We start from the raw sequence: 21,971 nt of genomic DNA on the forward strand, positions 1-21,971 counted from the left end.
CGGCCTCCACGTCCGGCATGCCGCGCATGGCCGTGTCCGGCTTGGCGCGGAAGTTCTGGACGATGACCTCCTGGATGCCGCCGTACTGGCGGGCGACGCGGCGGATCGCGAACAGCGAGTCCACCCGCTCGGCGAGGGTCTCCCCGATGCCGAGCAGGATCCCGGTGGTGAAGGGGACGTTCGAGCGGCCGGCGTCCTCCAGCACGCGCAACCGGACCGCCGGCTCCTTGTCCGGCGACCCGTAGTGCGGCCCGCCCGGCTCGGACCACAACCGGGTCGCCGTGGTCTCCAGCATCATGCCCATCGACGCCGACACCGGCTTGAGCCGCTGGAGGTCCTGCCAGGTCAGCACGCCCGGGTTGAGGTGCGGCAGGACACCCGTCTCTTCGAGGATCTTGATCGAGATCGCCCGGACGTAGGACAGCGTGTCCGGGTAGCCGGCCTCCTCCAGCCAGGTCCTGGCCGCCTCCCATCGCACCTCCGGCTTGTCACCGAGGGTGATCAACACCTCCCGGCAGCCGGCCGCCGCGCCCTTGCGCGCGATGTCCAGTACCTCGTCCTCGGACAGGAACGGCGCCGGCAGCCGGCCGGGCACGGTCGCGAACGTGCAGTAGTGACACCGGTCCGCGCACAGCCTGGTCAGCGGCACGAAGACGCTGCGGGAGTACGTGATCGTCCGCTCGCGGCCGACCGCGGCCAGGCCCTGGTCCCGGACCCGCGACGCCGCGTCGAACAGCTGGTCCAGCTGCTCACCGCGCGCGTGCAACAGGGTCTGCGCCTCGGTCGCGTCGAGGGCGGCACCGTCCCGCGCACGACGCAACGCACGGCGGATGGCCGACTCGTTGGGTACGAACCCCTCTGTCACTGGCTCCCCTTCTCCGGCGGTCAAGCCCAAGCTAGCCGCCACCCCTGACAACCGCGCACGTGATGTTCAGCCCAACCCCGCCGGGTTGCGGATCATTCCGACCGGTCCACATCCCCGCCTTCCGGCTGTCACCTCCCGAGGAACGTCTGATGTAATGCCCTAGTGCAGTTGAGCCCTTACGGCGAGGATCCGGTGCGGCTGGCCGTCGATCTCGTCAACTACCCGCCCCGGACGGTCGGCGAGCTGGCCAAGCGGTGCGCGGCGGTCGGCGTGGTGGCCGATGTCGCGCCGAGCGCGGGCGACCTGCAGGAGGTCGAGCGGTTCCTCGCGCTGTGGCTGGGGGTGGTCGACGCGGAGTCGGCGCAGGTGCGGGCCGAGCGGCTCAACCGGCTGCTGGCCCAGTCGTCGGCGCACCCGCGGCTCACCAACCACGCACGCGACGGCTGGCACCTCCACTACCGCGACGCGGACCTGCCGCTCGCGGGCGTGCTCCGCGCGCTCATCAGCGTCGGCACGGCAGTGCACCTCACGAGCCGCGGCATGACCCGGCTGCGGCGGTGCGCGCTCGAGGACTGCCACAGCCCCTTCGGCGACTTCAGCCGCGGCGGACGCCAGCGGTACTGCTCCCCCGCCTGCGCCAACCGCGACGCCGTACGCCGCCACCGAGCAAAGAAGACCTAGCGAAGTCTCGCGCCACCCGACAGCGACCTCAGGGGAACGTGACGACACCCAGCCACAACCCGCCTCGACACCGGCACCTTCGCCGGAACGCGACCCACACCTGAAAATCCGGGGAGGCGGGTTGGCGGGGCGGGCCGGCTAAGTCTCGCGCAGCTGCTCCAGCTGGGCCAGGAAGACGGCGCTCATCTGGTCGTAGTGCCGGGCGAGGAACTCGATCTCGGCGGTGGTGTAGTCGTCGATGAGCCGGTCGACCTGCACGCCGAACGAGGCGTACAGCTCCCGCCCCCGGTCGAGCTTCTCCGGGACGAGCGTGACGATGACGCGCCGGCGGTCGGTCGGGTCACGCGCGGCCGTGACGTACCCGGCGCGTTCGAGCCGGCGGATCATGCTGGTGATCGCGCCGGTGGTGAGGTTGGTGCGCTGGGCCAGCTCCCCCGCGGTGGCCGAACCGGTGTCCATGAGGAAGTCCACGCACTCCATGTCGGACTCCGTGAGGCCCAGCCTGCCGGCGAGGACGTGGCGGAACATCACCGACAGCCGGGAGGACTCCCGGCCGGCACGCATGAACGCGGCGATCGCGTCTCGCCGGTCGGTCACGGCGTCTCCGGCACCGTGACCCTGTGCAGCCGGGGAAGGACGCGGGTCAGGACCCATCGCTGGCAGCGCCCGCTCGCGGTGAGCCGGCGCATCATGCCGGCCGCCGAGTCGACGGACCTGAACGCGTACGGCACCATCTCGTTCTGGTAGGCCAGGATCGCCGATTCCACCGAGCCTCCGTTCCTGTGCGCGTCGACCAGCTTGCCACCCAGTGCCGCGGCGTCACGCAGCGCCGTGTTGCCGCCGTGCGCGCCGAACGGCGGCATCGCGTGCGCGGCGTCCCCCATCATCGTCGCCCTCGGCAACGGCCACCCCGTCGGGCGCCTGCCGACGGCGAACCTACTCGTGATCGTGGCCCCGTCGTCGGCGGCCTCGACCAGGCGGGTCACGAGCGGGTGGAAGCCGGCGGCCAGGTCACGCGGGTCGGTGCCGGCGGCCTCGCTCGTGCGGAGTACCAGGCCCCACATGACGTAGTCGCCGCCGGGTGGCACGGGGTGGCCGGGCACGCACCGCTCGAACGCCTTCTCGGGTGGTTCCCCGAACCGCATGGCCGTGAAGAAGAACGCGCGGCCCGGCTCGTCGCCAATGGCCAGCACGCCGCTTCCGAGCAGGGCGGCCGGGACGAGGCCGGGGGTCAGCGGGGTTCTGCCGTAGATGCCCGACATCCCGGTGTCCACCGGTTCGGCGCCCGGCATGATCCGCGGCCGCACCGCGGAGCCGATGCCGTCCGCGCCGACGACCACGGACGCCGGCGTCGTGGTGCCGTCGGTGAAGCCGAGCACCAGACCGGCTCTCCCGTCGGGCTCGACCGTGGCGGCGGCCCTGCCGTAGTGGACGCGGTCCTCGAGCCCGACCGACAGGATCGCCCGCAGCACCTGCCGGTCGATCTGCCGGCCGCCGTCCGGGGTGGCCTTGAACGTCAGCACGAACGCGTCCCGCAACCGGCTGTTGGTGAACCGGAAGGTACCGCCGGGGTCACCACCGGTAGCGAGAACGAGCTCGTACAACTCTGGCGGCAGGCTCTCCCGCAGGGCGCGCAACCCGTCCGCGTCGACCGTGATCCGGTACCCCTGCCGCCGCACGAACGGACCCGGATCCCGTTCGTACACCCGCACATCGATCCCCGCGCGCCTCAGCCGCTGCGCGAGGCACAACCCGGACAGCCCGGCTCCGACGACGGCGACCTCGGCCCTGCTCGACGAACTCATACAGTTATCTTAATCATTAAGGTGATTACTCCGCAACGGTCCCCGTACGACCGGCGGCGTAGCGGCGAAGCCTTCCGGGAGGCGACGACTTCACGGCCACCGCGGCGAACACTGGTCAGCATGTCGAGCCGGATTCTGAACTCACTGAAGGACACCTGGCGCGCGGGCAGCCGGGTCGAGCGGGTCGCGTTCGTCGTCGGCGCGCTGCTGTTCGCCAGCGGCCTCACCCACGTGGGCGTCCTGCTCGTCACGGGCGGCAGCTGGACCGGGCCGACGTCGCTTCGGAAGGCCGCGACCTTCGGTCTGTCGTTCGGGCTGACGCTCGCGACGGTCGCGTGGGTCAGCCACCTCATCCCGCTGACCGGACGGAGCCGCACCGTCCTGGTCGGGGCGTTCACGGTCACCTCGGTGGTCGAGACCGCGCTGGTGTCCATGCAGGCGTGGCGCGGCGTGCCGTCGCACTTCAACTTCCGGACCGGCCTGGACACCGGCGTGTCGATGACGCTCGCCGCGGGCGGGTTCGCCATCATCGCGACGATCATCGGCATGACGCTCGCGGCGTTCCGGGCCGGCCGCCGGCAGACCCCGGCGATGCGGCTCGCGTTGCGGTTCGGGTTCGCGACGCTGCTCGTCGCGCTGGCGGCCGGCGCGGCCATGATCGCGACCGGTTCGGTGGCGGCGCGCGGGCCGAACCCGTCGATCGCCTACGAGACGGCCGGCTTCCTCAAGCCAGCACACGCGGTGACCATGCACGCGATCCTCGTGATTCCGGCGCTCGCCTGGCTCCTCACATTCACCCGTTGGAGTGAGAATCAGCAAACGAACATTGTCCGGTTGGGCATTGTCGGGTACGCGACGTTGAGCCTGGTAATCATCCTGGAGTCGGTCACGCACACGTCTCCGCTGACCGCTCCTCCCCTGGCCATGGCCGTTTCCGGACTCGGGCTGGCCATCCTCGCGGTCGCCGGCGGGCTCGGGGTTTACGGCGCCCTGCGGCACCCAACTCCCCGATAGCGAGAAGATCCGATCAATAGACTGGCCCGGTGCCAGTGCGGAAGTCGAAGACAGGACGAACTCAACAGGAGCGGAGCACCGCGATGCGGCGGCGGCTTCTCGATGCCACCGTCGACTGCTTGGTCCAGTACGGCTACGCGGGCACGACCACGACCAGAGTCACGGAGTTGGCCGGGGTGACGCGCGGCGCGCAGGTACACCATTTCCCGACCCGGGCGGATCTGGTCGCCGCCGCGGTGCGCCATCTCGCCGCGAAGCGCGCGGAACTCGCGTTCGAGCGGATCGACGAGGTCCGCCAGGCACCCGACCCGCTCGAGGCGGCGCTGGACCTGCTGTGGGAAATTCACCAGGGCCCGATCAACTACGCCACCATCGAGATGTGGGTGGCCGCACGCACCGATCCCGAGTTGCGCGAGCAGCTGACGAGGGTGGAGCCGGCGGCACGCGCGTCGCTCATCGAGTTCGCGGAGGCGGCGTTCGGCGAGTACGCGGCGAACCCCCGTTTCCGGCACATCATGTACACGGCGATGGACGCGATTCGCGGAATTCTCCTGATGGGTCTGTCCGATGAGGACACGACCAATATGCAGAAACGGTGGCACCGCGCGCGGACGGACCTCCGGGAACTGATCGACGTGGTGCTGCCGCGGAACTAGGTGCGCATGAGCGGGGCGAGGTAGGCACGTGCGAACGCACGCACCTGTTCGTCCGTGCCGAGTGGGATGGCGCTGTCGGGCATGAGGGTGAACGAGATCGCGAGCCGGACGAACAGCTCGGCCACCCCGGCAGGCGTGCGGTCGCCCACCGGCTCGGCCGAACCTCCCTGCCGCACGAGGAAGTCGCGGGCCGCGGCCACGACGAGCGCGCCGTTGGTGGTGAGGTAGGGCAGCAACGCATCGGCGTCCGACGCGAGGAGCCGGTTCAGCAGCGGGTCGGCCCGCGCGTACCGCACCCCGACGACGAACCCCTCGACGAGTCGTTCCTCCACAGTGGACACGGTGGCGACGGCGTCGGCGACACTGCCGAAGAACCGGCGGCACTCCCGGACCAGCACGGCCTGGACGAGGGCGTCCTTGTCCCGGAACCGGCGGTACAGCGTCGCCCGGGACACGTTCGCCCGCCGCGCGACGGTGTCGACGGTGGTGCGCCGCAGCCCGTAGGCGAGGAACTCCGCGAGTGCCGCGTCCACAATGGACTCACCGACGCCGTCCGTGGTCGGCTCCGCGAGCACCAGCTCCAGCAACGAGGTCATCCGAGCGGCCCGGCTCCCACCCGCGCGTAGGCGGCGCGTGCCCGGGCGGTGTAGCGAACGCGGGCCGGCAGCAGGGGCCAGGACTTCTGGATCACCTGACGTATCCGCCGGTGCCACCGCTCGTCGCGGTCGGTCCAGCGCTCGCCGATCTTCTCGCGCACCACGGGCGGGAGCGTGCCGACCGAGAGCCACCAGAGCGGCTTGGCCGTCGGCTTGCGCGCGAGCGTGTAGAGCAGGGGCGGCACCAGCGGAAAGGTCGCGGGCGGCTCCTTGGCGAACTGGACGAGCCGCTCGGCCGTGGGCGTGACCTCCAGCCGTTCGCGGCACATCGTGTCGAACCAGCGCTCGAAGCCCGGCCAGTCGGCGGGCATGACCCGGTCGCTGACCCCGTAGGCCCGGTAGGCGACACACCCCTCCTGGTAGAGCCGCTCCTTCTCCGCGTCCGACATGGGGTGGTCGTACAGGTCGATCATCTGGAGGAAGGCGTCGAAGATCGTGGCGTGGGCCCAGAAGTAGGTCTCCGGGTCCAGGGCGTGATACCGCCGGCCGTGCGCGTCGGTGCCCTTGATGTGGTGGTGGAAGTCCCGGATCCTGCGGGCGGTGACATCGCCGTGCGGGTAGTCGAAGGTGACGCCCTGGATCTCGGGCACCGACCGCAGGACCCGCTCCCACGGCTCGTTGAAGAAGTCGGAGTGGTACTGGACCCCGGCCCCGAGGCCCGGGTGCATGAGCTGGAGCAGGCCGGCCTTGACGAGCAGCAGGTAGCCGCGCACCTCACCCGCGTACCGCCAGTGCAACGTCCCCGGTCCGAGGTTCAACGCGGGCTCCACGCGCACGACATCGGTCACGCCCACTCCCCCGCGTCGAAGAGACACTTTCGCATCTTTGTATCACGCCGCGGGTCGCGCGAACAGCACCCGCGAGTAACGCGTGGGCGCCGAACGCGGGACTCGCGCGGGTCACGATTGGCGGAGGGTGCGGCTGCGGCCGCGGAACTCGGCTATCACCTCGTCGCCGCGGGTGACCGTGACGTCGTAGATGCCGCTGCGGCCGTAGGTGACCCGTTCGACCGCCCTCGCCTCCAATTCATCACCCAGCTCGGCGGAGGCCACGAACGTGATGTCCGCGCCCGCGGCCACCGTGACCGGGCCGTGGCTGTTGCAGGCGCACGCGAAGGCGGTGTCGGCGAGCAGGAACACGTAGCCGCCGTGGGCCAGGGCGTGGCCGTTGACCATGGTGTCGGTGATCGTCATGCGGACGGTCGCGTGACCGGGGCCCGCGTCGACCAGCCGGATGCCGAGCGTCCTCGACGCCAGGTCGTCGTCGAGCATGCGGCGGACGGGATCGGGCACCGGCACGTGGCCTCCAGCGGGACTCCAGTGGGCATCTGCGCTGGTGGGATATCACATGATGCGAGACCTGCGCCACACCAGTTGCACGACCGAAAGTAGGACGTCAAACTATTTCTATGCCCGAGAAGTCACCGTTGCACCGGCCGACGCACCCGGTGCGGTTCGTCACCGCCGCCAGCCTGTTCGACGGGCACGACGCGGCGATCAACATCATGCGCCGGATCCTGCAGAGCCAGGGCGCCGAGGTCATCCACCTCGGTCACAACCGCTCGGTGCGCGAGGTCGTCCGCGCCGCCGTCCAGGAGGACGTCCACGGCGTCGCCATCAGCGCCTACCAGGGCGGGCACGTCGAGTACTTCACCTACCTGGTGGAACTGCTGCGCGAGCAGGGCGCCGGGCACGTCAAGGTCTACGGCGGGGGCGGCGGCGTGATCGTCCCCGAGGAGATCGCCCTGCTGCACGAGCGCGGCGTCGCACGCATCTTCTCCCCCGAGGACGGGCAGCGGCTCGGCCTCGCACGCATGATCAACACGATGATCGAGGCCTGCGACCACGACCTCGCCGACCGGCCGACGCCCAGCATCGAGGCGCTGGTCGGCGGGCGGCACGACGTCCTCGCGCACACCATCACCGCGATCGAGGCGGGCCGCCTCGATCACGAGGTCCTCGGCGTCATCCGCGACACGGCGAGGAAGCGGTCCGTGCCGGTCCTGGGCATCACCGGCACCGGCGGCTCGGGCAAGTCCTCCCTCACCGACGAGCTGGTCCGCCGCTTCCGCCTGGACCAGCAGGACAAGCTGCGCATCGCGGTCCTCGCCGTCGACCCCACCCGGCGGCGCGGCGGCGGCGCGCTGCTCGGTGACCGGATCCGGATGAACTCGCTGGGCGGGGTCGGCGGTGCCGATCCGGAACCGGTCTACTTCCGGTCCATGGCCACCCGCGGCGCCGCCACCGAGGTGCCCGAGGGCCTCACCGACGCCATCGCCGCGTGCAAGGCCGCCGGCAACGACCTCGTCATCGTCGAGACCCCCGGCATCGGCCAGGGCGACGCGGCCATCGTGCCGTTCGTCGACACCTCGCTGTACGTGATGACGCCCGAGTTCGGCGCCGCCTCGCAGCTCGAGAAGATCGACATGCTGGACTTCGCGGACGCCGTCGCCATCAACAAGTACGAGCGGCGCGGCGCCGAGGACGCCCGGCGTGACGTGGCCCGCCAGCTCGTCCGCAACCGCGAGGCGTTCGGCGTCGCCTGGCAGGACATGCCGGTCTTCGGCACCAGCGCCGCGACCTTCAACGACGACGGCGTCACCGCGCTCTACCAGCACCTGCGCGACGTCCTGGCCGAGGGCGGGCTGCCGGTCAGCGAGCGGACGCTCGCGCCGGTCGAGGGCCGGGTGTCCACCCGCGCGGCCACCGTCGTGCCGCCGCAGCGTGCGCGCTACCTCGCCGAGATCGCGGAGACCATCCGTCAGTACCACAAAGAGACGGAAGATCAGGTGGCCGCGCTCCGCACGCATGCCGCCCTGCGGACCACCCGGCACGCGCTGGAGAACGCCGACGCCCCGACCGACGACGTCGAGAAGCTGCTGCAGGAGGCCGAGCGCCGCGTCGCCCGGGACACCGAGGACCTCCTGCGCCGGTACCGGCAGCTGGCCGAGGACTACGCCGGCGAGGAGCTGGTCGTGCAGGTCCGGGACAAGGAGCTGCACACCCAGCTGTGGCGCGAGACCCTGTCCGGCACGCGGGTCCCGCGCGTCGCGCTGCCGCGGTTCGACGACGACGGCTCGCTCCTGCGCTTCCTGCGCAAGGAGAACCTGCCGGGCTACTTCCCGTTCACGGCCGGCGTGTTCCCCTTCAAGCGCGAGGGCGAGGACCCGGCCCGGATGTTCGCCGGCGAGGGCGACGCCTTCCGCACGAACCGCCGTTTCCGCTACCTGTCCGAGGGTTCCGCGGCCACGCGGCTGTCCACGGCGTTCGACTCGGTGACGCTCTACGGGCACGACCCGGACACACCGCCGGACATCTACGGCAAGATCGGCACCTCCGGGGTCTCGATCGCGACGCTGGAGGACATGAAGGCGCTCTACGACGGCTTCGACCTCACCGCGCCGACCACGTCCGTGTCGATGACGATCAACGGCCCCGCGCCGACGATCCTCGCGTTCTTCCTGAACACGGCCATCGACCAGACCGTCGACAAGTTCGTGGCGGAACACGGCCGGCAGCCGACGCCCGAGGAGCGCGAGGAGCTGGCCGCGTGGGCGCTGGCCAACGTCCGCGGCACCGTCCAGGCCGACATCCTCAAGGAGGACCAGGGCCAGAACACCTGCATCTTCTCCACCGAGTTCTCCCTGCGGATGATGGCGGACATCCAGGAGTGGTTCATCGCCAACAAGGTCCGCAACTTCTACTCGGTGTCGATCTCCGGTTACCACATCGCGGAGGCGGGCGCGAACCCCATCAGCCAGCTGGCGTTCACGCTGGCCAACGGTTTCACCTACGTCGAGTCCTACCTCGCGCGGGGCATGGACATCGACGCCTTCGCGCCCAACCTGTCGTTCTTCTTCTCCAACGGGCTGGACGCGGAGTACAACGTGATCGGCCGGGTGGCGCGGCGGATCTGGGCCGTGGCGATGCGCGAGCGCTACGGCGCGAACGAGCGGTCGCAGAAGTTCAAGTACCACGTGCAGACGTCCGGCCGGTCGCTGCACGCGCAGGAGATGCACTTCAACGACATCCGCACCACGCTGCAGGCGCTGTGCGCGCTCTACGACAACTGCAACTCCCTGCACACCAACGCCTACGACGAGGCGATCACCACCCCGACCGAGTCGTCCGTCCGCAGGGCGATGGCGATCCAGCTGATCATCAACAAGGAGTGGGGCCTGTCGAAGAACGAGAACCCGCTGCAGGGCTCGTTCATCATCGACGAGCTGACCGACCTGGTCGAGGAGGCCGTGCTGACGGAGTTCGAGCGGCTCTCCGAGCGCGGCGGCGTGCTGGGCGCGATGGAGACCGGCTACCAGCGCGGTCGCATCCAGGACGAGTCGATGGCCTACGAGCAGCGCAAGCACGACGGGTCGCTGCCGCTGGTCGGCGTGAACACGTTCCTGCCGTCGAAGGAGAACGCCGAGGAGCTGCCCACGATCGAGCTGGCCAGGGCCACCGAGGAGGAGAAGCGGTCGCAGGTCGACCGGACGCGGACGTTCCAGGCCGAGCACGCGACCGAGGCCGAGGAGGCACTGCGGCGGCTGCGGGCGGCGGTGGCGGAGGACCGTAATGTGTTCGGTGAGTTGATGGCCGCCGCGAGGGTGTGCACGCTGGGACAGGTGACCGACGCGTTCTTCGAGGTCGGTGGCCAGTACCGGCGAAACGTGTGATTTTTCGGAGGATGCGGTGGCAGGGATCGAACGGGTAGGGGTCATCGGGTGCGGCCTGATGGGGTCGGGCATCGCGGAGGTGTCGGCGCGGGCCGGGCTGGACGTCGTCGTCACGGAGGTGTCCGGGGACGCGCTGAAGGCGGGCCGGGCGCGGATCGAGAAGTCCCTGGCGCGTGCCGTCCGCAACGGCAAGCTGTCCGAGTCCGACCGCGGCGCCGCGCTCGACCGGATCCGCTTCACCCCCGACCTCGGTGACTTCGCCGACCGGCAGCTGGTGGTCGAGGCCGTCGCGGAGAGCGAGCAGGCCAAGACCGAGGTGTTCACCTCGCTGGACAAGGTCGTCAGCGACCCGGCGGCGATCTTCGCGTCGAACACGTCGTCGATCCCGATCATGAAGCTGGGCATGGCGACCTCGCGGCCCCAGCAGGTGATCGGCATCCACTTCTTCAACCCGGTGCCGGTGCTGAAGCTGGTGGAGCTGGTCCCGTCCCTGCTGACCGGCGAGGACACCAAGGCGCGGGCGCAGGCCTTCGCCCAGGGCAAGCTCGGCAAGCAGGTGATCCTGTCGCAGGACCGCGCCGGGTTCGTGGTGAACGCCCTGCTGGTGCCCTACCTGCTGTCCGCGATCCGGATGCTGGAGTCGGGCTTCGCGTCCGCGGAGGACATCGACACCGGCATGGTGCAGGGCTGCGCCCACCCGATGGGCCCCCTTGCCCTGACCGACCTGATCGGCCTCGACACGACGAAGGCGATCGCGGAGTCGATGTACGCCGAGTTCAAGGAGCCCCTGTACTCGCCCCCGCCCCTGCTCCTCCGCATGGTCGACGCGGGCCTGCTGGGCAAAAAAACCAACCGCGGCTTCTACGACTACAGCTAACGCGTGTCCAACGCCCACGACCCGCGTGTCCAACTCTTGCGACGGGTGAGTTCAACAAAAGTGGCTACGGGCATTAGCCACGTTTGTTGACCCATGGGTCCGGAGCGTTGAACTCACGCGTCCGGAACGTCGGACACGCGGGTCCGGAACGTTGGACACGCCGGTCTGGAGCGTTGGACTCGCCGGTCTGGAGCGTTGGACACGCCGGGCCGGAGCGTTGGACACGCGGGGGCGGGGCGTTGGACGCGGGGGTTAGGTGTTCAGGACGGCGATTGTGAGAGTGTGGAGGGCGGCGGTCAGGCGGTCGGTTTCGCCGCGTTCCAGTAGGCGGAGGATCGGGTCGCTGTGCAGGCCGGCCAGGAGGAGGTCGGCCAGTAGGTCCGCGTCCAGGTCCGGACGGGCCTGCGCGATCAGGGTGCTCACGTGGGTGTGCCACAGGTCGTAGATGGGGTGCTCGCGGGCCGGGCCGTCGTGTGGCCTGGCCAGGGCGGCGACCTCCTGCCCCAGCGCGGCCATGAGGCCCTTGTTGCGGCCCACCACCTCGACGACCAGTGACAGGAACGCCAGCAGGCGCTCCTTCGGCGGGGCGCCGGGCCCCAGCGGCGGCTCGCCGGACTTCACGCGTTCGCCTATCTCCAGCGCGCGTTCCCGCATGAGCTCGACCATCAGACCCATCCGGCTGCCGAAGCGGTGGAAGACCGTTCCCTTGCCGACGCCCGCCGCGGCCGCGACCTGCTCGATCGTCACCTCGTCCGGACGGTGGCGGGTCAGCAGCTCCTCGGTCGCGAGCAGGATCGCGCGGCGGTTGCGGGCAGCGTCCTGACGCATGGATCTCCTCAAGTACTGGACCGTTGGTCCACTTACACGGTAACTTGACCGCGAGTCCAGTTTCGTTCGTCAGGCAGGAGAATACCGTGCGGCGTGTCCGCTACTACGAGTACGGCGGCCCTGAAGTGCTGAAAGTCGAGGAGGTGGCGGTCCCGACCCCGGGCGAGGGGCAGGTGCTCGTCCGCGCCGAGACCATCGGGGCCAACTTCGTCGACACCAAGTTCCGCCGGGGCGCCGGGACGATCTTCCAGCGGCCGCTGCCCGGCTCACCCACCGGCGACGTCGTCGGCACCGTCGAGGCGGTCGGCGCGGGGGTCGACGCCGCAACGGTCGGCCGGCGGGTCGCGGCGCTCGTCGACCCGGACGCCTTCGCCGACTTCGTGGTGGCGGACGCGGCATGGCTCGCCGAGGTGCCGGCCGGGGTGTCCGACGCCGACGCCAGCATGCTGTCCAGCGCGGGACCCACCGCCCTGGGCACCATCCGCACCGGTCGGATCACCGCGGGCGAGACCGTGCTCGTGCACGCCGCCGCGGGGGCCATCGGCCACCTCGCCGTGCAGCTCGCCAAGCTCGAGGGCGCGGGCACGGTCATCGCCACCGCCGGCTCGCCCGCCAAGCTCGACTTCGCACGGGAGCACGGCGCGGACGTGACCGTCGACTACACCGCGGAGGACTGGCCGGACCAGGTGCGGGCGGCGGCGCCGGGCGGCGTCGACGTGGTGCTCGACTCGATCAGCGGCGAGACGCGGCGGCGGAGCTTCGGCCTGCTCGCGCCCTTCGGCCGGGTCGTGGCCTACGGCGCGGCGTCGGGGGAGCTCGGCTCGATCTCGGTCACGGACCTCATCATGCTGCGGTCGGTGGTCGGCTTCTCGCTGCTGGCCTACCGTGCCGCCGCACCCGAGCGGGCCGCCGCCGAGGTCGCCGAGCTGGCCGGGCACTTCGCGGCGGGCCGCCTGCGCACGTCCGTCCACACGCGACTGCCGCTCGCCGAGGTCGCGGCGGCGCACCGGGTCCTGGAGACACGGGAGAACCTGGGCCGGGTACTGCTCGTCCCCTGACGCTCACCGCAGCGCGAGGAACACCACGCCGCCGACGACCGGGCCGAGCAGAGCGCCGACCACGACCTGCGCGGCGGTGTGGTCCTCGACCACCACCCGGGACCAGGCCACCAGGGCCACGCCGAGCACGAGCAGCAGGTACCACGGCCCGTACAGCAGCACGATCGTCGCGACCGCGCCGCCGGCGACCGTGGCGTGCACGGACACCTTCCACCAGCGGGTGATCGCCAGTACCGCCAGCAGCGTGGCGATCATCGACCAGGCGAGCGCGATCACCTCGCGCGGCGCGCCGCCGACCAGCATGATCACCAGGCCGGCCACTGTGGACACCAGGCACACCAGGAACGGCACGATGCGGCGTTCGCGCTCCCGCACCCAGTGCCCGTCCCACTTCCCGCGCCGGGCGCCGCGAACCATGATCACCATCGGGATCACGCTGTAGAACACGGCGACCAGCAACCCCCAGCCGAGGGTCGGGAGGACCTCGTGCCGCGTGCCGTGCCACGCGACCGCGAGCGGCAGCGCGACGACGACCACGGCCGGCGACAGCACCTCGGTGACCACGCGCGCGACGCGGAGCGGCAGACTGGGAGCGGCGGTGGTGACGTCCACCGGCACATGTTCTCAGGAGAGGACCCACGCATGAAGGCTGGGGAGACCGCACCGGACTTCGAACTGCCGGACGAGACCGGCAAGACCCGCGCGCTGCGGGAGTTCCTCGGAACGGGGCCGGTGGTCCTGTTCTTCTACCCCGCTGCCATGACCAAGGGCTGCACCGTCGAGAGCTGCCACTTCCGCGACCTGGCGGCGGAGTTCGCGGCGGTCGGCGCCCACCGGGTCGGGATCAGCCCGGACGCCGTCGACAAGCAGGCGAAGTTCAGCGAGCGGAACTCCTTCGACTTCCCGCTGCTGTCCGACGCCGACGGCGCGGTCGCCACCCGGTTCGGCGTGCGGCGCAGCTTCGGCCCGCTGCTGACCCGCCGCCAGACGTTCGTCATCGACACCGACCGGACGGTCCTGGAGGTGATCAAGAGCGAGCTGCGGATGGCCGTGCACGCCGACCGGGCACTCGAGGTGCTGAGGGCGCGCACGGCCTGAACCGCTACTGGTAGAGCGCTTCCCGCGGGATCGGTGTGTCGTCGCGCAGGGCGTTGAACAGCAGTTCCTTCTTGTTCGGGTCCCACTTGGTGGCCGACCCGTCGGTCACCGGCACGGTGGTCGTCACCGTGCTGCCGTCGGAGATGCCGTGCATCGCGAAGCCGAGGCTCGACAGGTTCCACAGGTGGTCGCCGTCGTCGACGGTCAGCGCGTCGGTGACGCCGCCGATCACCGGGAACAACTTGAACGGGTTCAGCAGCGTGCCGCCGGTCGCGATCTTGCCCGCGAGCGCGCCGATGAACTTGCGCTGGTTGGCCACGCGGTCGAGGTCGGACCGCGGGGTCGACGACGAGTGCCGCATGCGCACGAACCCGAGCGCCTGCACCCCGTTCAGCGTCTGGTGACCGGCCGGGATGGTCACACCGGTCACGGTGTCGTGCATCTCCTCCGGGATGTCCATCTCGACGCCGCCGATCGCGTCCACGATGTCCGCGAAGCCACCGAAGCTGATCTCCGCGTAGTGCTCGATCCGCAGGCCGGTGGCGCCCTCGACGGTCTTGACCAGCAGCGGCGCGCCGCCGAGCGAGAACGCGGCGTTGATCTTGCTGATGCCGTGCCCGGGGATCTCGACGTTCGAGTCCCGCGGCAGGGACAGCAGCGTGGGCGGCGTGTCGTTGTCCGGGATGTGCGCCACCATGATCGTGTCGGTGCGCTTGCCGGCCGCGTCGCCGGTGGTCAGCTCGGCCTTCTGCTCGGCGGTGAGGCCCTCGCGGCTGTCGGAGCCGACGATCAGCCAGTTCGTGCCGGCGGCCTCGGCGGGCCGGCCCGGGTAGTCCTCGATCGCGGTGACCCGGTTGAGCGAGAAGTCCATCCACACCAGCGAGCCGGCGATGAGCAGGAGCAGCACCAGGAAGCCGATGAGGATCCGCCGACCCCAACGCGGCCGGCGGACGGGTCGGCGCGGTGGTGGCGGGTAGCCGTCACCGGCGGGCGGGCGCCGGAAGTCGTCCGGCGGCATCGGGCGGCGCGGCGGCTGGCCCGAGTCACGCTGCTCGTCCTGTCCGGGCAGGGGCAGCATCCTGGTGTTGTGGTAGGCGGGCTTGCGGCCGCCCGGTCCCGGACGTCCGTAACCGGGCTCGGGGCCGTACCCTGGGCCGCCTCGGCCCTGCGGGGGACGGCCCTGCCCCGAACCGGGCCGTCGCGGTGGCTGCTGATAGCTCATCTCCCCACCCTTTCGTCACGAACCAGGACGTGGGGACCCGCGCACAGGTTGCGAAGCACGTGCATACCGTACGAGACCGTGACTAGACGGGCACGCGGAGTCCGTCCGGCACCGGCTTCGCCATGGCGTCGACGATGTCCTGGTCGAGCGGCAGGGCACCCAGCACCCCGAGTGTGAACCGCCTGACCAGCCGTGTCCACGCGGGATACCGGAGCAGCAGCGCGTGCGCCTCGCCGCGGACGTCGAACCGCGCCACCCGATCGGTGACCTCCTTGGCGCGTTCGGCGTAGGTGTAGGACAGGGCGGGGTCGGTGGTCCGGTCGCGGTCGCCGTGGGCGATGAGCACGGTCCGGCCGGCCAGCTGCGCGACGGGCTCGCCCTCCGGCGTCCACGGCGCGAGCGCGCACACCCCGACCACCCGGGGGTCGTCGGCCACCCGCAGCGCCACCCGGCCCCCCATCGAGTGACCGACGAGCGCGACCGGCACGCCCGGGTGCGTGCGGCGGATCTCCTCGAGCACGCGGCGGGCGTCGGTCACGGCGTCCAGCTCGGGTGCGTTCCAGCCGCGGTAGGTGTTGCACAGCTGCCAGACGGCCAGGTGCGGCGTGCGGCGCAGGCTCCGCGCGAACGGGACCATCCGCCAGTACGCGGGGTAGAAGACGGTGGCCGGCTTCTTGCTGACCTCCTGACCGCCGTGCAGCACCAGCGCCACCGCCCGCACGCCGGTGGTGGCGCCGCCCTTGCTGATCTTCACTTGTCTCCCTCGTCGATGTAGGTCTCGATGCCGTCGAGCACGCGCTGCAGGCCGAACTCGAACTCGTCCTCCCAGGTCAGCTCGTCGTCGCGCCAGACGGCCGCGAGCGTGGGGAAGCGGTCGAGGTGCGGGTCGAGGAGTGGGGCGAACTCCTGCCAGAACTGGGCGTCGGACGCCCCGGAGCGGTGCTGGGTGCGCGCGGCCTCGGCGAACTGGCGGGCGCGGCCCTGGACGTAGCCGGTGAGCAGGCCGATCACCGCCATCTTCCGGCCGTTCGTGAGGCCGGTGCCGGCGAGCATCGCGAGGAGCTTGTCGAGCACGGCGGCCTGGTTGGGGCCGACGAGACCGCGGGACAGGGAGGTGTCGAGCAGCCACGGGTGGCGCCGGTACCCGTCGAGGCTGCGGCGGGCGACGTTCTCAAGGTTCTCGCGCCAGCCGTGCGCGTCCGGTTCCGGCTGGCCCTCCCCCATGACGGCGTCGAGCATGAGCGCGTACAGCTCGGCCTTGCCGGGCAGGTAGCGGTAGAGCGACATGGTCCCGACCCCGAGCGCGTCGGCGACGCGGCGCATGGAGAGCGCGCCCAGCCCGTCCGCGTCGGCGATGGCGACGGCCGTGGCCACGATCTCGTTGATCGTCATGCCTGGTTTTCGGCCCCGGCTCGGCGCCGGTCTGGTGCCCCAGAGCAGCGCCATGGTGGTCGCCATGTCCCTGTTGGTCGGGGAGTCCTCGTTGGTCATCGTGCTCGATCGTACGGTGGTACTGTTTATGCGTACCCTGTACCCATTTTCTTCTGGGGGTTCTCGTGAAGGTGTTGGTGACCGGCGCGACCGGCCAGGTGGGGCGGCACGTGGTGCGGCGGCTCGTCGAGGCGGGGTGTTCGGTGGTGGCCCTGACGCGACGCGCGGACGCCGTCTTCCCCGCTGGTGTCGAGGTGGTGCGCGGCGACCTGCTGTCCCCGGCGTCGATCCCGTTCGCGGGGGTGTCGCGGATGTACCTGTTCCCGGAGCCGCGGACGGCGCGCGCGGTCGTGGCGCGAGCGGTCGAGGCGGGCGTGTCGCGGATCGTGACGCTGTCGTCGGGTGCGGTGACGGGTGGGTTCGACACGGACTTCCACCTGCCGGTCGAGCAGGCGGTGGAGGCGTCGGGAGTGGCGTGGACCCACGTGCGCCCGGGCGACTTCGCGTCGAACACCCTGCGGTTGTGGGGACCGATGATCCGGTCGTCGCGGCTGGTCCGGTACCCGCAGCCGGCCGCCCCCAGCCTGGCGATCCACGAGGACGACATCGCGGCGGTGGCCGTGGCGGCGCTGCTGACCGACGGGCACGCGGGGCGGTGGTACGACCTGACGGGCCCGGCGCTGATCACCCGCCGCGACCAGGTGGCGGCCATCGGCGCGGCACTCGGCGAGGAGGTCCGGTTCGAGGAGGTCAGCGCGGCGCGGGCACGGGAGATCCTGCGCGCACAGGACGCCTGGGCCGCGGCGAACGCCGACTTCCTGCTGGGGTTCGCGGAGTACTCGGCGACCGGGAGGTCGACCGCGGACGTCGACTGGTCGCAGGTCCTGGTGCCCTCGCCGGCGGTCGAGCAGGTACTGGGCCGCCCGGCGACGACGTACGCCCAGTGGGCCCGGGACAACGTCGACGCGTTCCGCTGACGAGACTTCTGGCCGAACGCGGAGCCACCGTCCTACTACGCTGCTGGATGTGACGGTTGCGGGGTTGCTCCTGGCGGCGGGCGGCGGGCGGCGTTACGGGATGCCCAAAGCCCTCGTCCACCACCGCGGACGGTTGTTCGTCGAACTTGCCGCTGACGTGTTGCACGACGGGGGTTGTGCACCCGTGGTGGTGGTGCTCGGGGCGCTTGCCGAGGACGTGCGGTCCACCGCCTCGTTGAGTGGGGCGTCGCTCGTGGACAACCCGGACTGGGCGTCCGGGATGGGTTCTTCCCTGCGGGTCGGGCTGTCCACGCTCGGCGACGACATCACGGCCGTCGTCGTGTTGCCCGTGGACACGCCCGGGGTGACCGCGGCGGCCGTTCGGCGCTTCGTGGGGATGGCCTCGGTGGACGTTCTTGCCAGGGCCACCTATGACGGCGTGCCCGGGCATCCGGTGTTGCTCGGGCGGGAGCACTGGGCCGGGGTCGCCGCACTGGCCGACGGGGACGAAGGTGCCCGACCGTACCTCGCACGGCACGACGTCACGCGGGTGCCGTGCGAGGACGTAGCCGGCGGCGCCGACGTGGACCGGCCGGAGGATCTGCCCTAGGCGGCCGCCCGGTGAGCCCTTCTCGGCTCGGTGGGTGATCCGGCCGTCGCGCTTCAGACCATGCGGATGCCGCGTCGGTGCATGGGTCAGCCCTTAGGCGGCCGCCGGTTGGTTGGCGAACTGGGTTCGGTACAGCTCCGCGTAGCGGCCGCCCGCGGCCAGCAGGGTTTCGTGGTTGCCGCGTTCCACGATCTCGCCCGCCTCGACCACCAGGATCTGGTCCGCCGCGCGGATCGTGGACAGGCGGTGGGCGATGACGAGCGCCGTGCGATCGGTCAGTGCGTCCGCCAGGGCCTCCTGCACCGCCACCTCCGACTCGGAGTCCAGGTGGGCGGTCGCCTCGTCCAGGATCACCACCTGGGGTTGGGCCAGCAGCAGGCGCGCGATGGTCAGGCGTTGCCGCTCGCCACCGGACAGGCGGTAGCCGCGCTCCCCCACGACCGTGTCCAGCCCGTCGGGCAGCGCGCGCACCAGGTCCGCCAGGCGCGCCCGGGCCAGCGCCTCCCACAGCTCGTCCTCGGTCGCGGATGGCCTGGGGTACAACAGGTTCGCGCGGATCGTGTCGTGGAACAGGTGGCCGTCCTGGGTCACCACGCCCACGGTGTCGCGCAGGGAGTCGAACGACAGGTCCCGCACGTCCACGTCGGACAGCCGCACCGCGCCGCTGTCCACGTCGTACAAGCGCGGCACGAGGGACGCGATCGTCGACTTGCCGGCGCCGGACGAACCCACCAGCGCCACCATCTCCCCCGGCGCCGCGCGGAAGCTCACCCCGTGCAGCACCTCCTCGCCGCCGCGCTTGTCCAGCACCGCCACGTCCTCCAGGGACGCCAGCGACACCTTCTCGGCCGCCGGGTAGGCGAAGTGGACGTCGGAGAACTCGACCGAGACGCCGCCGGCGGGCACGGCGACGGGGTTGGGCTTCTCCTGGATCATCGGCGGCAGGTCCAGCACCTCGAACACCCGCTCGAACGACACCAGCGCCGTCATCACGTCCACGCGCACGTTCGCGAGCGCCGTCAGCGGGGTGTACAGGCGGGTCAGCAGCAACGCCAGCGCCACCACCGTGCCCGGCGCCAGCGCACCCGTGATCGCGAGGTAGCCGCCCAGCCCGTAGACCAGCGCCTGCGCCAGCGCGGACACCACCGTCAGGCTCGTCATGAACCACCTGGTGAGCATCGCCGAGCGGATGCCGATGTCCCGCACCCGCGCCGCGCGTCCCGCGAACTCCGCCAGTTCCGCGCGCGGGTGGCCGAACAGCTTGACCAGCGTGGCGCCGGGCGCGGAGAACCGCTCGGTCATCTGCGTGGTCATCGACGCGTTCAGGCCCGCCGACTCGCGCTGCAGGTCGGCCATGCGCCGGCCGATCCGGCGCGCGGGCAGCACGAAGATCGGCAGCAGGACCAGCGCGATCACGGTCACCTGCCACGACAGCGTCACCATCACCGCGACCGACAGCACCAGCTGGATCACGTTGGTGACCATGCCGGCCAGCGTCGACGTGAACGCCCGCTGCGCCCCGATGACGTCGTTGTTCAGCCGGGACACCAGCGCGCCCGTGCGCGTCCTGGTGAAGAACGCGACCGGCATCCGCTGCACGTGCCCGAACACCGCGCGCCGTAAGTCGTAGATCAGGCCCTCACCGATGCGCGCCGACTGCCACCGCTCGACCAGCCCCAGGCCGGCGTCCAGCACCGCGAGGCCGGCGATCACGACCGCGAGCCACACCACGGTCGACACCGCGCCGCCGTCGACGATCGCGTCCACGACGCGCCCGGCCAACAGCGGTGTCGACACCGCCAGCACCGCCGAGACCATCGTCAGCAGCAGGAACACCACCAACTTGCCCCGGTGCGGCCCGGCGAACTCGTACACCCGCCGAATCGTGCCCTTGCGCAGGCCCTTCGGCGCATCCTGCATCGCGCCGCGCATCAAAATCCACGCGTTGTCCACGTACACCCCTCACGTCTGCTGCCCTGACCGGGATCAACGCCCACGACATCCGACGCCTTCCCCGTTAACCGGAGAGCGAACAGCGTCGAACTGGTCGCTCTCCCCTCCGCTCCCGCCGCCTTCCCTCCCGCGCGCAGACGCCGGACCCGTGCCCATCGGTCCGGGGTGGCGCCGCGCCGTGGCGCCGCCTCCGCCGGGTAACCTGCCCCGGTGGAGCCGACCCGACGCCGCAGCTGGCGCCTCGACCTGCTCTTCTACGGCGTCAGCCTCGCGTTCGCCGCCGGCAACGCGATCTTCTCCGAGTTCTACGGCTATCGCGTCTGGGGCAACTTCGCGACGGCCGGTTACCTGATCGCGTTCGTGCTCACCGTCCTGCAGGCAGTATCCCGCACGCCACCGACAATCCGGTCGCGTTGGCTGCCGGTAGGGGTCGCGGGGCTGCTCGCGGGGGTCGTGCCGCTGCTCGTGCTGGTCTTCGTCCGCAACCCGGCCTTCGTCTGGGGCAGGTGGCCGTGGTCGTTTCCCTCCCAGCCGGAGGTGTGGGTGGTCGAGCGGTCGGCACGGCTGCTCCTCGACCTCGGCACGCCCTACCCCGACCTCGGCCGGCTCGGCCGGCCGCCGGTGCCGGACGACTACACGCCCTACGGCCCGGCGATGACCATCTTCGGGCTCCCCCGCGCCCTGTTCGGCGACAGCCCGTTCACCGACGCACGCGTCGCCTTCGCGGTCGCCACCGTGCTGCTCATCGCGCTGGCGCTGAAGCTCATGGGCTGGCCCAGGGTGCCGGTGCTCGCCGCGCAGCTCGCCGCGGTCAGCCCGCTCACGCTGCTGACGACCGCGGTGGCCGGGGACGACATTCCCGTGGTCGCGCTGATCGTGCTCGCCGCCGCGCTCGCGTTCCGGGCGGGGCCGGTCGGCGGTCCGGCAACCTCCGGACTCGCCATCGCGTTGGTAATCAACATGAAACTGACCGCCCTGCCCGCGCTCGCCGTGCTCGCGGTGGCGCTCCTGGCCGCCAGAGGCAGGCGCGCGTTGTTGATCTTCTTTGGTACAGTGATCATCACGAGCGCGGTGCTGGTGCTACCGGTGTTGCTGGTGGATCCGGCCGCATTCGTCGAGCACGTGATCCTGTACCCGGCCGGGCTCGGCGAGGCGGGGTCTCCGGCGGCGAGTCCACTGCCGGGGCACCTCATCGCGCAACTGGGCCCGGTCGGGCACGCGGCATCGCTCGCGCTGCTCGCGGCGGCGGCATGCGCGATCACGGTCTGGCTGGTGGTCCGCCCGCCCCGCGACCCCGCGGACGTCGTGCTGCGCACCGCGGCCGGGCTGGGGATGGCGATCATCCTCGCGCCGGCGACCCGCTGGGGGTACCTCGTGTACCCGCTGGCGATGACCGGTGTGATGCTCGCGTTCTCCGTGACGACTTCAGCAGCGACGCGGAAGGAGGGGACCAGGACGGCCGCGGGTCCGACCGACGGTGATCAGGACGTCACCCACGACGACTACCCTGACGCGCACAACCGTCCGATCGCGAGCCCCGACACCCGCGGCATCCAAGCGTGAACCCA

Annotated in this window: 22 protein-coding genes; 10 read left to right on the forward strand and 12 right to left on the reverse strand. The window is 71.1% G+C overall.

The window, feature by feature from the left end; all coding sequences use genetic code 11:
• Window positions 1–865, reverse strand: an 865-nt coding sequence (gene cofG, locus ACJ73U_RS39520) for a 7,8-didemethyl-8-hydroxy-5-deazariboflavin synthase CofG (RefSeq protein ID WP_407782904.1), incomplete at its 3' end; no start/stop codon positions are given.
• Between the two features lie 162 nt (window positions 866–1,027).
• On the opposite strand from cofG, the gene ACJ73U_RS39525 reads away from it, so the two are divergent.
• Window positions 1,028–1,546 carry a CGNR zinc finger domain-containing protein gene (locus tag ACJ73U_RS39525; protein WP_407782905.1) on the forward strand — a complete coding sequence of 173 codons (519 nt, stop codon included), beginning with the start codon at window positions 1,028–1,030 and terminating at the stop codon, window positions 1,544–1,546.
• A gap of 138 nt (window positions 1,547–1,684) precedes the next feature.
• Here ACJ73U_RS39525 and ACJ73U_RS39530 read toward each other — a convergent pair whose 3' ends face one another.
• Entirely contained in the window at window positions 1,685–2,143 is a 459-nt protein-coding gene (locus tag ACJ73U_RS39530; RefSeq protein ID WP_407782906.1) for a MarR family winged helix-turn-helix transcriptional regulator, read from the reverse strand.
• Complete coding sequence (locus ACJ73U_RS39535; protein ID WP_407782907.1) at window positions 2,140–3,351, reverse strand: FAD-dependent oxidoreductase; 1,212 nt, start codon at window positions 3,349–3,351, stop codon at window positions 2,140–2,142. The genes ACJ73U_RS39530 and ACJ73U_RS39535 overlap by 4 nt, the downstream gene beginning before the upstream one ends.
• Window positions 3,352–3,471: 120 nt before the next feature.
• Here ACJ73U_RS39535 and ACJ73U_RS39540 point away from each other — a divergent pair, with 120 nt between their 5' ends.
• Complete coding sequence (locus ACJ73U_RS39540) at window positions 3,472–4,365, forward strand: hypothetical protein (protein WP_407782908.1); 894 nt, start codon at window positions 3,472–3,474, stop codon at window positions 4,363–4,365.
• A gap of 83 nt (window positions 4,366–4,448) precedes the next feature.
• Window positions 4,449–5,021, forward strand: coding sequence for a TetR/AcrR family transcriptional regulator (locus ACJ73U_RS39545; RefSeq protein ID WP_407782909.1), 573 nt, complete (start codon window positions 4,449–4,451; stop codon window positions 5,019–5,021).
• Here the strand turns inward: ACJ73U_RS39545 and ACJ73U_RS39550 are convergent.
• The 3 genes from ACJ73U_RS39550 to paaI form a co-directional block, all read right to left on the reverse strand.
• Window positions 5,018–5,617 carry a TetR/AcrR family transcriptional regulator gene (locus ACJ73U_RS39550; protein WP_407782910.1) on the reverse strand — a complete coding sequence of 200 codons (600 nt, stop codon included), beginning with the start codon at window positions 5,615–5,617 and terminating at the stop codon, window positions 5,018–5,020. The two genes, ACJ73U_RS39545 and ACJ73U_RS39550, sit on opposite strands and share 4 nt — an antisense overlap.
• Window positions 5,614–6,465 carry an oxygenase MpaB family protein gene (locus ACJ73U_RS39555; RefSeq protein WP_407782911.1) on the reverse strand — a complete coding sequence of 284 codons (852 nt, stop codon included), beginning with the start codon at window positions 6,463–6,465 and terminating at the stop codon, window positions 5,614–5,616. The genes ACJ73U_RS39550 and ACJ73U_RS39555 overlap by 4 nt, the downstream gene beginning before the upstream one ends.
• A 111-nt stretch (window positions 6,466–6,576) precedes the next feature.
• Entirely contained in the window at window positions 6,577–6,948 is a 372-nt protein-coding gene (gene paaI, locus ACJ73U_RS39560) for a hydroxyphenylacetyl-CoA thioesterase PaaI (protein WP_407782933.1), read from the reverse strand.
• Between the two features lie 137 nt (window positions 6,949–7,085).
• Between paaI and icmF the strand changes: the two genes are divergently transcribed.
• The gene (gene icmF, locus ACJ73U_RS39565; RefSeq protein ID WP_407782912.1) at window positions 7,086–10,349 is read left to right on the forward strand and encodes a fused isobutyryl-CoA mutase/GTPase IcmF; all 3,264 of its coding nucleotides are present in this window, start codon (window positions 7,086–7,088) and stop codon (window positions 10,347–10,349) included.
• Between the two features lie 16 nt (window positions 10,350–10,365).
• Complete coding sequence (locus ACJ73U_RS39570; protein WP_407782913.1) at window positions 10,366–11,226, forward strand: 3-hydroxybutyryl-CoA dehydrogenase; 861 nt, start codon at window positions 10,366–10,368, stop codon at window positions 11,224–11,226.
• A 252-nt stretch (window positions 11,227–11,478) separates the two neighbouring features.
• On the opposite strand, the gene ACJ73U_RS39575 is transcribed toward ACJ73U_RS39570, so the two are convergent.
• Window positions 11,479–12,054, reverse strand: a complete 576-nt coding sequence (locus ACJ73U_RS39575) for a TetR/AcrR family transcriptional regulator (RefSeq protein ID WP_407782914.1) — start codon at window positions 12,052–12,054, stop codon at window positions 11,479–11,481.
• A gap of 86 nt (window positions 12,055–12,140) precedes the next feature.
• Here ACJ73U_RS39575 and ACJ73U_RS39580 point away from each other — a divergent pair, with 86 nt between their 5' ends.
• Window positions 12,141–13,112, forward strand: a complete 972-nt coding sequence (locus ACJ73U_RS39580; RefSeq protein WP_407782915.1) for a zinc-binding alcohol dehydrogenase family protein — start codon at window positions 12,141–12,143, stop codon at window positions 13,110–13,112.
• 3 nt (window positions 13,113–13,115) lie between these two features.
• On the opposite strand, the gene ACJ73U_RS39585 is transcribed toward ACJ73U_RS39580, so the two are convergent.
• A complete protein-coding gene (locus tag ACJ73U_RS39585) occupies window positions 13,116–13,724 on the reverse strand; it encodes a hypothetical protein (protein WP_407782916.1) in 609 nt (202 codons plus the stop codon).
• A gap of 30 nt (window positions 13,725–13,754) precedes the next feature.
• Between ACJ73U_RS39585 and ACJ73U_RS39590 the strand changes: the two genes are divergently transcribed.
• Window positions 13,755–14,210 (forward strand): peroxiredoxin, encoded by a 456-nt coding sequence (locus ACJ73U_RS39590; protein ID WP_407782917.1) that lies wholly within the window; start codon window positions 13,755–13,757, stop codon window positions 14,208–14,210.
• A gap of 4 nt (window positions 14,211–14,214) precedes the next feature.
• Here the strand turns inward: ACJ73U_RS39590 and ACJ73U_RS39595 are convergent, their stop codons facing one another.
• The 3 genes from ACJ73U_RS39595 to ACJ73U_RS39605 all read right to left on the reverse strand — a co-directional run bounded on the left by ACJ73U_RS39595 (window position 14,215) and on the right by ACJ73U_RS39605 (window position 16,923).
• Window positions 14,215–15,432, reverse strand: coding sequence for an LCP family protein (locus ACJ73U_RS39595; RefSeq protein ID WP_407782918.1), 1,218 nt, complete (start codon window positions 15,430–15,432; stop codon window positions 14,215–14,217).
• Window positions 15,433–15,514: 82 nt separating this feature from the next.
• A complete protein-coding gene (locus ACJ73U_RS39600; protein ID WP_407782919.1) occupies window positions 15,515–16,186 on the reverse strand; it encodes an alpha/beta hydrolase in 672 nt (223 codons plus the stop codon).
• Window positions 16,183–16,923 carry a TetR/AcrR family transcriptional regulator gene (locus tag ACJ73U_RS39605; RefSeq protein WP_407782920.1) on the reverse strand — a complete coding sequence of 247 codons (741 nt, stop codon included), beginning with the start codon at window positions 16,921–16,923 and terminating at the stop codon, window positions 16,183–16,185. The genes ACJ73U_RS39600 and ACJ73U_RS39605 overlap by 4 nt, the downstream gene beginning before the upstream one ends.
• Before the next feature lie 65 nt (window positions 16,924–16,988).
• On the opposite strand from ACJ73U_RS39605, the gene ACJ73U_RS39610 reads away from it, so the two are divergent.
• Both ACJ73U_RS39610 and ACJ73U_RS39615 read left to right on the forward strand, forming a co-directional pair.
• The gene (locus ACJ73U_RS39610) at window positions 16,989–17,840 is read left to right on the forward strand and encodes an SDR family oxidoreductase (RefSeq protein ID WP_407782921.1); all 852 of its coding nucleotides are present in this window, start codon (window positions 16,989–16,991) and stop codon (window positions 17,838–17,840) included.
• Window positions 17,841–17,889: 49 nt separating this feature from the next.
• The gene (locus tag ACJ73U_RS39615; protein WP_407782922.1) at window positions 17,890–18,450 is read left to right on the forward strand and encodes an NTP transferase domain-containing protein; all 561 of its coding nucleotides are present in this window, start codon (window positions 17,890–17,892) and stop codon (window positions 18,448–18,450) included.
• 93 nt (window positions 18,451–18,543) lie between these two features.
• On the opposite strand, the gene ACJ73U_RS39620 is transcribed toward ACJ73U_RS39615, so the two are convergent.
• Window positions 18,544–20,403 (reverse strand): ABC transporter ATP-binding protein, encoded by a 1,860-nt coding sequence (locus tag ACJ73U_RS39620; RefSeq protein ID WP_407782923.1) that lies wholly within the window; start codon window positions 20,401–20,403, stop codon window positions 18,544–18,546.
• A gap of 210 nt (window positions 20,404–20,613) precedes the next feature.
• Between ACJ73U_RS39620 and ACJ73U_RS39625 the strand changes: the two genes are divergently transcribed.
• Window positions 20,614–21,966: a glycosyltransferase 87 family protein gene (locus tag ACJ73U_RS39625; protein WP_407782924.1), complete on the forward strand. Its 1,353-nt coding sequence runs from the start codon at window positions 20,614–20,616 to the stop codon at window positions 21,964–21,966.
• The last annotated feature ends 5 nt before the right edge of the window (window positions 21,967–21,971 follow it).

It is taken from the genome of Actinophytocola sp. (assembly GCF_045807065.1).
Classification (GTDB): Bacteria; Actinomycetota; Actinomycetes; order Mycobacteriales; family Pseudonocardiaceae; genus Actinophytocola.

What these genes read in the sequence shown, in the direction of transcription:
- ACJ73U_RS39535 (WP_407782907.1), bottom strand. Translation starts at nt 3,351, where the DNA reads ATGAGTTCGTCGAGCAGGGCCGAGGTCGCCGTCGTCGGAGCCGGGCTG.
- ACJ73U_RS39540 (WP_407782908.1), top strand. Translation starts at nt 3,472, where the DNA reads ATGTCGAGCCGGATTCTGAACTCACTGAAGGACACCTGGCGCGCGGGC.
- ACJ73U_RS39545 (WP_407782909.1), top strand. Translation starts at nt 4,449, where the DNA reads ATGCGGCGGCGGCTTCTCGATGCCACCGTCGACTGCTTGGTCCAGTAC.
- ACJ73U_RS39550 (WP_407782910.1), bottom strand. Translation starts at nt 5,617, where the DNA reads ATGACCTCGTTGCTGGAGCTGGTGCTCGCGGAGCCGACCACGGACGGC.
- paaI (WP_407782933.1), bottom strand. Translation starts at nt 6,948, where the DNA reads ATGCTCGACGACGACCTGGCGTCGAGGACGCTCGGCATCCGGCTGGTC.
- icmF (WP_407782912.1), top strand. Translation starts at nt 7,086, where the DNA reads ATGCCCGAGAAGTCACCGTTGCACCGGCCGACGCACCCGGTGCGGTTC.
- ACJ73U_RS39575 (WP_407782914.1), bottom strand. Translation starts at nt 12,054, where the DNA reads ATGCGTCAGGACGCTGCCCGCAACCGCCGCGCGATCCTGCTCGCGACC.
- ACJ73U_RS39590 (WP_407782917.1), top strand. Translation starts at nt 13,755, where the DNA reads ATGAAGGCTGGGGAGACCGCACCGGACTTCGAACTGCCGGACGAGACC.
- ACJ73U_RS39595 (WP_407782918.1), bottom strand. Translation starts at nt 15,432, where the DNA reads ATGAGCTATCAGCAGCCACCGCGACGGCCCGGTTCGGGGCAGGGCCGT.
- ACJ73U_RS39605 (WP_407782920.1), bottom strand. Translation starts at nt 16,923, where the DNA reads ATGACCAACGAGGACTCCCCGACCAACAGGGACATGGCGACCACCATG.